At 63.1% G+C, this 13,644-nt stretch carries 14 protein-coding genes; 4 read left to right on the forward strand and 10 right to left on the reverse strand.

The genetic code is table 11. From position 1 onward, the window contains the following. The 4 genes from AB4Z11_RS07250 to dctP all read right to left on the reverse strand — a co-directional run. On the reverse strand, positions 1–517 hold a 517-nt coding region (locus tag AB4Z11_RS07250; RefSeq protein ID WP_442023889.1), incomplete at its 3' end, for a malonate decarboxylase subunit alpha. After that, the gene (locus tag AB4Z11_RS07255) at positions 517–1,866 is read right to left on the reverse strand and encodes a TRAP transporter large permease (RefSeq protein ID WP_442023891.1); all 1,350 of its coding nucleotides are present in this window, start codon (positions 1,864–1,866) and stop codon (positions 517–519) included. The genes AB4Z11_RS07250 and AB4Z11_RS07255, both read right to left, overlap by 1 nt. After that, entirely contained in the window at positions 1,863–2,417 is a 555-nt protein-coding gene (locus AB4Z11_RS07260) for a TRAP transporter small permease (protein WP_442023893.1), read from the reverse strand. The genes AB4Z11_RS07255 and AB4Z11_RS07260 overlap by 4 nt, the downstream gene beginning before the upstream one ends. After that, positions 2,414–3,430: a TRAP transporter substrate-binding protein DctP gene (gene dctP / locus AB4Z11_RS07265; RefSeq protein WP_442023895.1), complete on the reverse strand. Its 1,017-nt coding sequence runs from the start codon at positions 3,428–3,430 to the stop codon at positions 2,414–2,416. Before dctP ends, AB4Z11_RS07260 begins: the two co-directional genes overlap by 4 nt. 126 nt (positions 3,431–3,556) lie before the next feature. On the opposite strand from dctP, the gene AB4Z11_RS07270 reads away from it, so the two are divergent. Further along, on the forward strand, positions 3,557–4,219 hold the full coding sequence (locus AB4Z11_RS07270) for a GntR family transcriptional regulator (protein ID WP_442023897.1): 663 nt from the start codon (positions 3,557–3,559) through the stop codon (positions 4,217–4,219). A gap of 61 nt (positions 4,220–4,280) precedes the next feature. Here the strand turns inward: AB4Z11_RS07270 and pdxR are convergent, their stop codons facing one another. After that, complete coding sequence (gene pdxR, locus AB4Z11_RS07275) at positions 4,281–5,726, reverse strand: MocR-like pyridoxine biosynthesis transcription factor PdxR (RefSeq protein ID WP_442023899.1); 1,446 nt, start codon at positions 5,724–5,726, stop codon at positions 4,281–4,283. 91 nt (positions 5,727–5,817) lie between these two features. Between pdxR and AB4Z11_RS07280 the strand changes: the two genes are divergently transcribed. Beyond that, the gene (locus tag AB4Z11_RS07280; protein ID WP_442023901.1) at positions 5,818–7,041 is read left to right on the forward strand and encodes an MFS transporter; all 1,224 of its coding nucleotides are present in this window, start codon (positions 5,818–5,820) and stop codon (positions 7,039–7,041) included. Continuing rightward, positions 7,038–7,658, forward strand: a complete 621-nt coding sequence (locus AB4Z11_RS07285) for a helix-turn-helix transcriptional regulator (RefSeq protein ID WP_442023903.1) — start codon at positions 7,038–7,040, stop codon at positions 7,656–7,658. The genes AB4Z11_RS07280 and AB4Z11_RS07285 overlap by 4 nt, the downstream gene beginning before the upstream one ends. Here the strand turns inward: AB4Z11_RS07285 and AB4Z11_RS07290 are convergent. From AB4Z11_RS07290 to AB4Z11_RS07305, 4 genes are read right to left on the reverse strand one after another with little or no spacing between them, the layout of a single operon-like run. Then, entirely contained in the window at positions 7,645–9,165 is a 1,521-nt protein-coding gene (locus tag AB4Z11_RS07290; protein WP_442023905.1) for an MFS transporter, read from the reverse strand. The genes AB4Z11_RS07285 and AB4Z11_RS07290 overlap by 14 nt on opposite strands. Before the next feature lie 25 nt (positions 9,166–9,190). Then, positions 9,191–10,318, reverse strand: coding sequence for an HlyD family secretion protein (locus AB4Z11_RS07295; protein ID WP_442023907.1), 1,128 nt, complete (start codon positions 10,316–10,318; stop codon positions 9,191–9,193). A gap of 12 nt (positions 10,319–10,330) precedes the next feature. Next, positions 10,331–11,749 (reverse strand): efflux transporter outer membrane subunit, encoded by a 1,419-nt coding sequence (locus AB4Z11_RS07300; RefSeq protein WP_442023909.1) that lies wholly within the window; start codon positions 11,747–11,749, stop codon positions 10,331–10,333. 48 nt (positions 11,750–11,797) lie between these two features. Next, positions 11,798–12,241: a MarR family winged helix-turn-helix transcriptional regulator gene (locus AB4Z11_RS07305; RefSeq protein ID WP_442023911.1), complete on the reverse strand. Its 444-nt coding sequence runs from the start codon at positions 12,239–12,241 to the stop codon at positions 11,798–11,800. 115 nt (positions 12,242–12,356) lie between these two features. Here AB4Z11_RS07305 and AB4Z11_RS07310 point away from each other — a divergent pair, with 115 nt between their 5' ends. Continuing rightward, positions 12,357–12,617: a hypothetical protein gene (locus AB4Z11_RS07310; protein ID WP_442023913.1), complete on the forward strand. Its 261-nt coding sequence runs from the start codon at positions 12,357–12,359 to the stop codon at positions 12,615–12,617. Here the strand turns inward: AB4Z11_RS07310 and AB4Z11_RS07315 are convergent. Beyond that, the coding region (locus AB4Z11_RS07315; RefSeq protein ID WP_442023915.1) for a multidrug effflux MFS transporter at positions 12,618–13,644 on the reverse strand (1,027 nt) is incomplete at its 5' end. It lies immediately after the preceding gene.

The raw sequence follows: 13,644 nt of genomic DNA on the forward strand, positions 1-13,644 counted from the left end.
TGTCCTCGGTGTTCGGACCGGTGTAGATATTGCCGCGGCGGTCGGCCGCTTCCGCCGCCACCAGCGACACACGCGGCGGCAGGTCGATGAAGTAGCGGCTGAACAGCTCCAGGTAAGTGTGGATGGCGCCGATATTCAGTTTGCCCGCCGACGCCAGCTTGGCCACACGGGCCGCCTGCGGGCCGGAGAAAGAGAAGTCCAGCTTCGATGCGATGCCACGGTCGAAGACATCCAGATGTTCCGGCAAGGTTAGCACCGACTGCAGCATGTGCAGATCGTTGATACGTTGCGGATCGAGCTGGCACAAGGCCTGCGCCAGGAAGTCCGCCTGCTTCTGGTTATTGCCTTCGATGCAGACGCGGTCGCCGCATTCCAGCACCGCGTGCAGCAGGTCGCCGATGCGGGCGGCCGGCAGGGATTTGCCCGCCAGCTCGCTGCCCAACGCTGCTTGCGCCCGCGCCAGGCGTTCGGCGCGGTTGCGTTGCAGCGTGTCCCATACTCGCGTTGGGGCATTCATTATTTCGCTCCCATGACCATGTCAGGCAGGCCGGTGGCAATGCCGGGGACGACGCAAAGCAGCACTACCGCAGCGACCATCAGCAGCAGGAAAGGCGTCACGCCCCAGATCACGTCCTTCAACGGTATGTCCGGCGCAATATTCTTGATGACGAAGATATTCAGGCCAACCGGCGGGTGGATCAGGCCCATCTCCATCACAATGGTCATCACGACGCCGAACCAGATCAGGTCAAAGCCCGCCTCGCGCAGCGGCGGCAGGATGATCGGCGCCGTCATCAGGATGATCGACACCGGCGGCAGGAAGAAGCCCAGCACGATCACCAGCACCAGGATCGTCGCCAGCAGTACCCACTTCGACAGATGCATACCCACTACCCAGCTGGCGGCGGCCTGGCTGATGTGCAGGTAGCTCATGACGTAGGAATACAGCAGCGACATGCCGATAATCAGCAGCAGCATCGTTGATTCCTTGATCGTTGAAGTCAGGATCGGCGACAGATCCTTCGGCTTCCACGCGCCGTACACGATGGCGATCAGCACTAGTGCCAGCAGCGCGCCCAGGCCCGCCGTTTCGGATGGCGTAGCGAAGCCACCATACAGTGCGATCATGACGCCGATGAGCAGGACGATGAAAGGCAGCACGCGCGGCAGCATTTCCACTTTCTGGCGCATGGTGAAGTGTTCGTCTTCGAGATAGGCCGACTTCACGCCGCCTTGTTCGTAGATGGCTTTCGCAGCGTGATACTCGGAACGGGCGCGGTACACGGCGTAGCCGGCGAACAGCACCACCAGCAGCACGCCAGGGCCAATGCCGGCCAGGAACAGGCGGCCCAGCGATTGTTCGGCAGCGACCGCGTAGAGAATCATGGTGATCGACGGCGGCAGCAGAATGCCCAGCGTGCCGCCCGCCGCGATGATGCCTGCCGCGAAACCGGGAGAGTAGCCGCGTGCACGCATTTCCGGAATACCGGCGGAACCGATGGCGGAGCAGGTGGCAGGCGAGGAACCGGCCATTGCCGCAAACAGCGCGCAGGCAAATACGTTGGYGATGCCAAGTCCGCCCGGCACCTTGTGCAGCCAGGTGTGGATGGCCGAGTAGAGGTCCTTGCCGGCAGGCGATTTACCGATGGCCGCACCCTTCAAAATAAACAGGGGAATGGAGAGCAGCGTGATCGACGCCATTTCCTCGTACACGTTCTGGGTGATCGTGTCGAGCGAGGTTTCCGGCATGAAGAAGTACATGAACGAGGTTGCAACCACGCCCAGTGCGAACGCAATCGGCATCCCGGAGAACATCACGACCAAAGTAACGGCGCCGTACAAAGCGCCAAGAGACAGCTCACTCATGATGCACTTCCTTTATCGGTGATGCGTGCGACGATTTGCAGCAGGATCTGAAGGGTCAGCAAGGTCATGCCCGCCGCCATCATGGAGTAGGGAATCCACAGCGGCGGCGCGAAAGTGGAGGTGGTGGTCTGGCCATCCACCCACGCCTCATGCCACAGCGTCCACGACTTCCAGGAGAAGAAGGCGCAGAAGGCGAAGGACAGCACATCGACGATGAACAGTCGGACAGCATTCACTTTGGGAGGCAGGATCGCCGCCAATGCCTCGATGCCGATATGGCCGCGGAAGGATTGCACATAAGCGCAGCAGAAGAAGGTCACGCCCACCAACATGAAAATGGACGCTTCATCCTGCCAGTCAGTCGGCGCATGGAAGAAGTAGCGCGAGATGACCGAGTAAGTCAGGATCAGCGCCGTCAGCACCATGGCAAACATGGACAGGTAGAGCAGGCCGTTATTGATCTTGTTGATCAGGCCTGCCGCCGATGCAACGCCGGGAGCGGTCGGCAGCACCGGCCCTTTGGCCGGGTTCAGCTCGAAGCCGTGGCTCACAGCGTCTTCTCCGCAAGTTTGAGCAGCTTGGCGCAGTTCTCGTTGCGCTCACCATAGTCTTTCCAGGCGGTGGTGCGGGCGATGTCCTGCCACTTTTTGACGATGGCCTTGTCCAGGTCCACCACTTTGGCGCCGGCTTTCTGGTAGACGGCGGCCACCTGGTCGTCGTCGGCCTTGGCGGCGGTGAGGGCGAATTTTTCCAGGTCGGCGCCAACCGCCATGATGGCAGCTTGCTGGTCTTTCGGCAGACGCTCGTAGGCTGCGCGCGACATCATCAGCGGCTCGAACATGAACCAGTAAGCCGTGCCGCGGCCGGTGGTCAGCGCTTTCGACACTTCCTCCAGGCGGAAGGAGATCAGGGAAGTGGAGGAAGTCAGCGCCGCATCCATGGCGCCAGTCTGCATGGCAGCGTAGATTTCGTTGGACGGCAGGGACACCACGGCAGCACCGGYGGCTTTCAGGATCAGGTCCATCTCGCGCGAACCACCGCGGATCTTCATGCCTTTTGCATCGTCCGGGCTCACAACAGGCTTCACGCGTGAAGCCACGCCGCCCGCCTGCCAGATCCAGGTCACCAGGACGATGCCCTTATCCCACAGCAGTTTGGTCAGCTCCTTGCCGACTTCCTGGTTCTTCCAGCCGTAGCCTTGTTCGTACGAGGTGACGAGGCCGGGCATCAGGCCGATGTTCACTTCAGGGACTTCGCCGCCGGCGTAAGACAGCGGCACCAGCGACATGTCCAGCGCACCCTTGCGCATGGCCGAGAACTGAGCGTTGGTCTTCATCAGCGAAGAACCGGGATAGATATTGAACTTCAGCGCGCCCTTGGTGCGCTTCTCGACTTCGGCGGCGAACATGCGCGCCAGACGGTCGCGGAAGTCGCCTTCGGTGAGCGTACCTCCGGGGAATTGATGGGAAAGCTTCAGGCTGCCGGTCTGCGCCCAGGCCATTTTCAGCCACAGCGGGCTGGTTGCGAGTGCGCCGAGAACAGCCCTGCGGGTCATTTGCGTCATGTCTTCCTCCAAGAAAAGTATGCGTCTTTGGTTTTTATGTATACAAGAATATATTCATGGCATACATTGTCAAGCGAAATATACGTCTTATAATGAGGTCTCATATACATAGAAATGAGCAGTGCTATGACGAAACACTCATCCACCCTGAGGGAAACCATCGAGGAAATGATCGCGATGGGCGAGCTGAAACCGGGGCAGCATTTGGACGAAACCGAGCTGGCGACACGTTTTGGGGTGTCGCGCACGCCCATCCGCGAGACGCTGATTCAGCTGTCATCGATGGGTCTTGTTGTCATCCGGCCACGGCGCGGGGCGATTGTTGCCGAGCTGGGACCGCAGCAGCTGGTGGAAATGTTTGAGGTGATGTCGGAGCTGGAGGCGACTTGCGGCCGACTCGCCGCACGGCGCATGACGCAGGAGGAGCAGCAGGCGCTGCTCGCTGCCCACCAGGCCTGCAAGGATGCCGTGGATGCTCAGGAGCCGGATGAGTATTACTACCGCAACGAGGCCTTCCATGAGGCGATCTATGCGGGTTCGCACAACCAGTTTTTAATTGAACAGACACGCGGGCTGTATCGCCGCCTGCGTCCTTATCGCCGCCTGCAGCTGCGCGTGCGCAATCGCATCGGGCATTCGTATTCGGAACATGACGAGGTGGTGCAGGCCATCCTGCGCGGCGATGGCGAGGCTGCGGCCGAGCTGCTGCGCAATCACGTGATGATTCAGGGGCAGCGTTTCTCGGATCTGATGGCGTCACTGCCGCAGCTGACGCGCAGCGCCGCCTGACAGGAGGCACGGCGGATCAATGATCCGCCCTACGCGAATGCGCCGTGCATCGTAGGGCGGGTCATTGACCCGCCGCTTCGTCGAGCTGCAGCAAAATGTCGCGCACGCGCAGCAGCGCCGTCTCGATATCCATCACGTCGATGGCGCCATAGCCCATGAACAGGCCCTGGCGCGGCGGCATCTCGGTGTAGAAATCCGCCAGCGAATGCAGGCCGACTTCGGCGCGGTGCGCCAGGCGAATCAGCATCTCCACATCCACCCCCGGCTCGGCCAGCGCCGAGATATGAAAGCCCGCCGTAACGGGTACCGCGCGGAACCATGGTGACAGCTCGTCCGCGAACAGGCGCATCAGGCGTTCGCGGCGCGTGGCGTAGATGCCGTGGCTGCGCCGGATATGCTTCAGCAGGTAGCCATCCTCGATGAATTTGGCCAGCGCATGCTGGGTCAGCGTGTTGGGATGGCAGTCCAGCAGATACTTGGCCTTGAGCGCCGCGTTGCGCAAGGCGGGCGGCAGCACCACATAGCCGAGCCGCAGTTCCGGCAGCAGCACCTTGGAGAACGTGCCGACGAAAGCGACCAGTCCCTGTGTATCCATGCTTTGCAGCGAATCGGTGGGACGGCCTTCGTAGCGGAATTCGCTGTCGTAGTCGTCCTCGATGATGACCGCGCCAATCTGCGCGGCCCGTGCCAGCAAGGCTTCGCGGCGGGCCACGCTCATGGGCATGCCCAGCGGCAGCTGGTGGGCGGGCGTGACATAGATCAGGCGCGCGTCCGCCGGAATGTGCTCCACCACCATCCCTTCATCGTCCACCGGTACGGAGGCAATGCGCGCACCCTGTGCCGCAAACAGGCCGCGCGCTGCGGGATAACCCGGATCTTCCATCGCCACCACGCTGCCAGGCTCCAGCAGCAGGCGGCTCAGCAGATCCAGCGCCTGCTGGGCGCCGCTGGTTACCATGACATTGCCACCGTCGGCGCGCACACCGCGCGCGAAGGACACATGGCGCGCAATGGCTTCGCGCAGGATGGGCAGGCCTTCGGTCTGGCTGTACAGGCCGCGCTTTTCACTTTCCTGGCGCAGCGCGTACAGCAAGCAGCGGCGCCATTCCTCGGCAGGGAAATGGCTCTGCGTGCCGCGGCCGCCGATGAAGTCGAAGCGTGAACGGCCTTCAGGCGTTACGCGCAGCGGCGTATGCAGCTTCTCCCACTTTTGGAGGATGTCCGCGCTGGCCAGCGCCGGTGTGACGGTGCGCTGCAGGCGCGGTTCGGCGGGCGTGCGTACAAAGCTGCCGGCGCCGATGCGGCCTTCCAGCAGCTTGTCCAGGGTGAGGCGGCTGTAGGCTTCGGCCACCGTTTTGCGCGAGACGCCAAGCTGCTCGGCCAGCAGGCGCGTTGGCGGCAGTTGCTGGCCGTCTGCCAGGCGTCCGCTGCGGATGGCGTCGGATAGTTGGCGGTAGACCTGGCCCGCCAGATCCTTGCGGCCTTCGATAGTGATGTGCAGTTCCATGCCGCCAGCGTGCCGCCTGCGCCGCTGTTTGTCCAGTGATAAGTAAATTAATTAGTTTACTTATATGCTGGGCTGGCATATAGTTCAATCCATGAAGAACACGCTCCTCATTGCAGCCACCTGCCTGTTGGCCTTGTTGTCCACGGTGGGCACCTCGCTGCCATATCCGATTCTGCCGCCGCTGTTTGCAGGCGATGCGCCGAATGCGCTGAACAACTTCCTTGGCCTGCCGCCCAAGCTTTTGTTCGGTATCGCGCTGACCATCAACCCGATTGGACTGCTGATCGGCACTGCGCTGATCGGTCCTTTGTCCGACCGCTTCGGACGGCGCCCGCTGTTGCTGGTGACGGCTCTTGGTGCGGCCGTGGGTCACGCGCTGACGGCTGCGGCGCTGGTGGCGCAGTCTTATCCCTTATTCGTGCTGGCGCGCTTTGTGACCGGTCTGCTGGAAGGGAATGCTGCCGTGGCGCGGGCGCTGGTTGCGGAACGGCTGGATGGTCCGCTGCGCCTGCGTGCGCTGTCGCTGGTGAATGGCGCGCTGCATCTGGGCTGGCTGGTCGGCCCGGTGCTGGCAGGCTTTACGCAAGGCTTCGGCATCGCCGTGCCGTTCCTTGTTGCGGTAGTGGCGCTGGTGCTGGCGGCGGTGCTGGTCGCCGCGACCGTACCGCGCGAACAGGTGCACAACGATGGCAGCTCGTGGTGGCAGGTAGCGCGCGAGCGCCATGTGGTCAAGCTGCTTGGCCACACGGACTTGCGTACGCTGTTCATCATCCAGCTGGCTGCCACCTGCGGCGTGACGGCCTTCTACGAATACTATCCACTATGGCTGGTGGAGCAGGGCGGCTACGATGCGCGCGGCATTGCCACCATCAATATGGCGCTGTGCGCGATCATGACTCTGGCTGCTGTGATTGCGGGCCGTCCCAGCAAGACCGATCCACTCAAGCGTGCCAGCATGTTCGCGACTCTGGTGGGCCTGGCGGTAGCCGGCGTCGCATTGGGGAATATGTGGACCGGCTTGATCGCGATCGCCCTGTTCGGCATTCCCAACGCCTTCTACAATGCCACGCTGCAGGCCTGGTGCGCCGAGAGGTTCACCGCGCACGGCCAGGGCTCGGTCATGGGATTACTGTCGATGACCTTCTGTTTTGCTAATATCCTGATGGCGCTGATCGGCTCGGTGCTGACGCTGGCCGACACCCGCCTAATCCTGATTCTTGGCGCGGTGCTGAGCGTCTGGGCTGGCCGGCGATTACGCGGCTGGCGCGGAGAGCTGGCGCCGGCGCCTACCAACATTACCGGAGCAAGCATTTGAACACCGCCGACCAGATTCTCTTCCTGCTGAAAACGCGCGGCGCGAAGACCGCCCAGCAACTGGCGGACATGCTGGAGCTGACCTCGATGGGTGCGCGCCGCCATCTCGAAGCGGCCGAGGAAAAAGGCCTGGTGACCTACGAGGATGTGGCCGAAAAAGTGGGCCGCCCTTCGCGCCGCTGGCTGTTGACCGAAGCTGGCCATGCACGTTTCCCCGACCGCCACTCCGACCTCACACTGCAATTGATCACGCAGGTGCGCTCGCTGTTCGGCGAGGAAGGCATGGAAAAACTGATCATCGCGCGTGAGCAAGCCAGCGAAGCCTTCTATCGCGAAGCCATTGACGATAACGCCGCGTTGGCCGAACGCGTACAGGCTTTGGCCCTGGCGCGTGACGTGGAAGGCTATATGGCCGAAGTGGAGCAGCAGGACGACGGCACGCTGCTGCTGGTCGAAAATCACTGTCCGATCTGTGCCGCCGCCCGCGAGTGCCAGAGCTTCTGCCGTTCGGAGTTGGACGTGTTCCGCCGCGTGCTCGGCCCCGGCTGCAAGGTCGACCGCGCGGAGCATATCCTGGCCGGACAGCGCCGCTGCGCCTACGTCATCAAGCCGGTTTGAACAGCACCAGGGTGCGCTGGAAGTACATCAGCACGCCCATCGCCAGCGACACGATCGCCAGCACATGGAAGTATTCCAGACCTGACAGCAGGGCCGCCTGCTGATTCAGCAATTGGGTCAGCTGGCCAAGCGCCACCTGGCCCGCCTGTGCGCCGTGCGTCGTACCGAAGGCATTGGTCAGCTGCTCCAGCAGGCGGCCCAATTCCGGATCGCCTGAGGCAAAGCGGCGGTTCAAGACCGACAGATGTTCCGCCGTGCGCCATTGCTGCAGCAAGGTTGCGCCACCAATGCCCAGCGCCACGCCGAATTGCGACAGCATGTTTTTCACCTGCTGGCCGTGCATGAAGGCGACATCGTCRTTTGCCAGTTCGGCGAAGCCGTGCAGCGCCGTCGTAGCCTGCACCACCACCACGAACATGCCGAAGAAGGCGATGGCAGGTAGCACATTGCGCCACAGGTTGGCTTCCACCGTCAAACGCGAGAGCATCCAGGCGCTGATCGCCAGGGACACGAAGGACGCCACATAGAACTTCTTCGGCGACGGCGAGGTTTTCAGGATACGCAGCTTGACGATCAGCGCGAGGAAGGCGGAGCTCAGACCGATCGACTGAATCATTCCAGCGCTATGCCAGCTGAAACCCATGGCTCGCTGCATCAGGCTTGGCAGCATCACATTGTTGGCGCCCAGGACCACATAAGCCAGCACGAACACGCCCAAGCCAGCCAGATAACGCTTCTGCACCAGGCGCTTGAGCACCAGCAGCGGACGTTCATGGTCATGCTGGTGACGCACGAACCAGACAATGGCCGCCGCGCCGGCGAGGCCGAGCACCAGGAGATAGGGCAGGCTGCTGTAGAAATCGTAGAGCGCGCGCTGGATGGCGAACAGCACCAGGAAGCTGCCGGCCGCCATGGCCAGCAAGGGACCCATATGGGCGCTGGTGTGCTGCTCGGCGGGCAGCGGCTGGTCCGGCACCGCGGCCGTGGCCAGTGCGGCGGCCAGCAGGGACAAGGCGATCAGGACCACGAAAATGCCGGCGAACCAGTCGGCCTCGAACAGTTCGGCCACCGTCCAGGCAGCGGCAGCGTTGCCGATGGTAAGGGCGCTGGCGAACGACAGGATGCCCTTCATGCGTGCCGGGCTGGCGGGAATGAGGTTGACCAGCATGCGCGCGCTGGTCATGAAGGCTGCGCCGCCCAGACCCATCACGATGCGGCCCAGCAGGAATTGCGTGAACGTTGCACTCAGCGCGCTGATGACGGCGCCGGTAATGAAGAAGACGATGGAACCGTAAATGAATTTGCGCCAGCCCAGGCGCTCGATAAACCAGCGCATCTTGGCGATTGAGGCAATGGCCACGGCCGCGTAGGCGGCGGTGACGATGCTGTATTCCTCCGGCGAGGCATTGATCTGGCCCTGGATGGCGCTGGCGCCGAAGGCCAGCATGCCCGCCTGCAGGAACTCGATAAAGTTCAGCACGAAGATCGTGGCCAACAGAAGCTTCATGCGCGGTTGGGCTGGCGCGTTCATCTCAGTTCACCTTGGCCAGCTGGCCGGTGCCGACGTTGGCGGCGATGATGCGGGCGACGGCCGCATCGGCGTCCTGCATTTCATGCTCGAACACGTCGGTGCTGTAGACCGTGTTGGCGGCTTTGACGGACGGGTTGCCGGGCTGGCTGGTGTCCACTTCCACATGCATGGACAGGCCCAGTTTCAGCGGATGCGCGGCCAGCTCTTTCGGATCGAGCGCAATGCGCACCGGCACGCGCTGAATCACCTTGATCCAGTTGCCGCTGGCATTTTGCGCCGGCAGCAGGGCGAAGGCGCTGCCGGTACCGGCTTCCTGGCCGATCACGCGGCCGGTGTAGCGCACGCTCTTGCCATACACGTCCGCCACCAGCTGTACCGGCTGGCCGATATGGATCTGGCGCAGCTGCGATTCCTTGAAATTGGCGTTGACCCACATCTGGTCCGGCGGCACGATGGACATCACGGCGCTGCCCGCATTGATGCGCTGGCCGATCTGCACATTGCGCTTGCTGACGTAGCCGCTGGCCGGTGCGCGCACGGTGGTGCGGTTGGCGGCCACGTAGGYGTCGCGCAATTGCGAGATCGCCGCCTGCACGTCCGGGTGGTCGGAGATGGTGGTTTTGTCCACCAGGGCTTGCGAACTGGCCAGCTGCTGCTGGGCCACATCCAGCGCGGCCTGCGCGGCTTTGACGGCATCTTCGGCGTGGTGCACATCTTCGCCGGACACCGCGCCGCTACTGGCCAGCTGGCGGCGGCGCGCCAGGTCGGCCTGCACGCGGGCCAGATCGGTCGCCCGCAGCGTGACGTTGGCTTTGCCCTGTGTGGCGTTGGCGAACTGCACGCGCACCTGGCGCACGGCGCGCGAGAGCTGGGCTTCGGCGCGCGACACGGCCAGTTGGGCATCCACATCATTCAGGCGCAGCAGCGGTTCGCCGGCTTTCACGAAGTCCGTATTATCGGCCGCAATCATGGTGACGCTGCCGCCTACTTGCGGCGTGACCTGGATGATATTGCCTTCGACGTAAGCGTCATCGGTCGATTGCGCGGAAGGGTTGGCATTCATCAGCCAGGCCGCGCCGGTCACGCTGGCTGCGAGCACTGCACCGGCGGATACGTAGATCTTGTTCATGGTGGACTCCTATCAGTAGCCGCCGCCAAGCGCGCGGGCGAGGTTCATATCGAGGTCAAAGGCGCGGGTATCAAAATCGATCTGGGTGCGCTGCTGCGCTAGCACCTGGCTTTCCACCGCCAGCACCTGCAGGTAGTTGCCCAGGCCGGACTGGTAGCGGCGCACCGCCAGGTCGTAGGCTTGCTGGGCCTTGGCCAGCGCTTCGTTCTGATAGGCGGCGCGTTCCTGCAGCCATTGGATGGAGGTCAGCTGGCTCACCACGTCGCGCAAAGCATCGACCAGGGTCTGGTTGTACTGTTCGACCGCCACGTCGTAATCGGCGTTGCGCAGCGCCAGGTTGCTGCGCAGACGGCCGCCGTCGAAGATGGGCAGAGACAGCCCGCCGCCGAGGGAGGTGATCTGGCTGCCGCCTTGCAGGAATTTGCCGAAGCCCAGGCTTTGCAGGCCGATCAGGCCGGTCAGATTGAAGCTGGGGTAGAACTGGGCCTTGGCGACTTTGAGGTCCTGCAGCGAGGCTTCCACGCGCCAGCGCTGTGCCACCACGTCGGGGCGGCGGGCCAGCAGTTCGCTCGGCAAGGACGAAGGCAGGCCGGCCGGCTTCACGGCGTGCAGCTGCGGCGGCGCAATGGCGGCGGCACGGTCGGGACCAGCCCCCGTCAGCGCAGCGAGCTGGGTTTGCAGCAGCGAGATCGCCTCCCGAGCAGCGGCGATCTGTTCGCGCGCCACCGGGATCGCCAATTCTGCCTGCTTCAGATCGACGTCGGAATCGATCTGGGCGGCGACACGCTGGCGGGTCAGGTCCAGCACATGCTGCCGCTGCTTGAGCACCGATTGCGCCAGCGCCAGCTGGGCGTGGGCTTGATTCAGACGCAGATAACTTTGCGTGATGCCGACGATGAGCAGCAGGCGCGTGGCCTGGGCGTCCACTTCGGCGGCGTTTTGGCGGCCGATGGCAGCTTGCAGGTCCGCTTCGTTCTTGCCCCAGAAATCCAGCTCATAGGAAAAGTTCATGGTGGCGGCGTTGGCCCACTGCCAGTTGCCGGCCAAGGTGGGCGGCAGGGCATTGTTTTCGCTGTACAGCTGGCGGGTGCTGCTGGCGTTGGCCGTCACTTGCGGCGACAGCTTGGCGTTGGACAGGCCTTCAATCGCGACGGCCTGGCGTACGCGCGCCTCGGCGATGCGCAAGGTCGGGCTGCCGGCCAGGGCTTCGTCGATCAACTGGTCCAGCTGGGCATCGCCGTAGCGCTTCCACCAGTTGGCGGCGGGCCAGGCGGCAGCGGTCACGGGCACGTTGGCGAGCGTGGCGCTGGCGGCCAGCTGGTCGGCATTGCGCAAGGTGGACTGGGGCTTCAGGCCACCGTCGCTGGCACAACCTGCTACCAGGGCCGCGATGGCCGCCATGCCGGCAAGGGAGAAGGGCGCTTTCATCATTTTCCTCTTGGTATGTAGCTGCCTAGGCAGGTATTTAATTAAAAAAAATCAACGCTCGGCGTTGGCCGTGATCTTTTGCAGGAAGTATTGCAGCTGGGTTTCCTCCACCGGCGACAGGCCTTCCAGCATGCGCTCGTGTACCTTGCTCACGCCTTCCATGATTTCCGGGTAGATGGCGCGGCCGGTTTCAGTCAGCTCCAGGATCAGGGTGCGGCGGTCGTTCGGCGAACGCACGCGGCGTATCCAGCCTTTTTCCTCCACCCGGTCCAGCAGGCGCTTCATGGCGCCGGTGTCGATGTCGAGGAAGCGGGCAAACTCGCTCAGGGTCGCGGCGCGTTCGTGGGCGATGCCGACCACCACGCGGAACTGGGCCGAGGTGATGCCCAGCGGGGCGAGTTCCTTTTCGATTTCGCGCGTGACGGCGTTGCGGGCCTCGGTGAGGAGGTATCCCAAAAAGCCACCGCGCATCGTGTTCCAGGCAGGTTTGTTCATCGCATTTCCTTCATTGATGAACTAAGTATATTGCCTAGGCAGAGAATGTCAAGGCAAATAAGCGACGGCCCTAGTGGCCCTGGTGTAGAGTGGTAAAAACTGCAAGGGAGGCTGTATGGAATTCGAGGAAGAACGCCGTCAATTCATTGCTGAAGTATGGCGGCGCTTTGAGGAAGTGCAGAACTGGGCGATTGCGAACTGGCCGGATAAGGAGCATCCGCTGACCACGTCCGACTTCGTGGAAGGGCGCAAGGAAATCCTCGGACTGGGCCTGCCGCCCGCCCAGCGGCTGTCGGCGCCGCCACCGGAGGCCGCGCCCGACCCCGAACACGGCGGCCCTCAGTATGTGGAAGTGACGCCGATGCCGTGGCCCTGATCAGCTCTTTGCGGGATGGGCCAGGAAGTAGGCGATCCAGCTAAGCACCAGCAGCACCAGCACGCCGTACGCCAGGTGCAGTGCGCTGTCGAACAGCAGCGGCGCAACCAGGCCGGACACCAGCGCAAACAGCAGCATCTGGATGAAGGACTGCATCGACGCAGCCAGTCCGCTGTTTTGCGGGAACAGCTCCATGGCGATGATGGTCAGCGGCGGCATGGCGATCGCCAGCGAGAAGGAATACGCGAACAGCGGCAGCACCGCCCACGGCACCTCCGCCGGGAAGAACCAGTTGTACCCCACATTGATCAGCACCGCCACCAGCATGCCGTTATAGCTGATGCGGATCAGCGCACTGCGCGACAGCTTGTGCGCCAGCTTCCCGCTCAGCATGGAACCCGCCACGTGGCCGGAAATCAGCGGAATGAACAGCCAGGCGAAAGCCGTCTCCGGCAGGTGCAGGATGTTCATGATGAAGTAGGCGGCCGAACCGATATAGAGCGCGAAGCCGCCAAAGGCCAGGCCCAGCGCCACGGCCAGCAGCAGGAACTGGCGATGGCGCAGCACCTTCCAGTAATTGGCCGCGATCAGGCCCAGATGCAGCGGATGGCGTTTTTCGACCGCCAAGCTTTCCGGCAGCCAGCGCCAGACGGCAATGAACATCACCACGCCAAAGGTGGTGAGGAACCAGAAGATCGAACGCCAGCCGAAGGACACCTGCAGCCAGCCGCCCAGGATCGGCGCGATGGCCGGCGCCAGGCCGAACACCATCATGATGTTGCCGAGGATTTTCTGGGCCTCGATGCCGTCAAAGCGGTCCTGCACGATGGCGCGGCCGATCACCGAACCGGCGCCGGACGCCAGTCCCTGGAAGATGCGGCAGGTGAGCAGGAAGCCGAAGTTGGCGGCCAGCGCGCCACCCAGCGAAGCGAGGATATACAGCACCAGCGACCACAGGATGACCGGGCGGCGTCCGAAAGAATCGGATAAAGTCCCGTAGAACAGCATCATGGACGCAAAGGTGAAC

Origin of the sequence: Pseudoduganella sp. RAF53_2 (assembly GCF_052113985.1) — a bacterium.
In the GTDB taxonomy this organism is placed as follows: Bacteria; Pseudomonadota; Gammaproteobacteria; order Burkholderiales; family Burkholderiaceae_D; genus Rugamonas.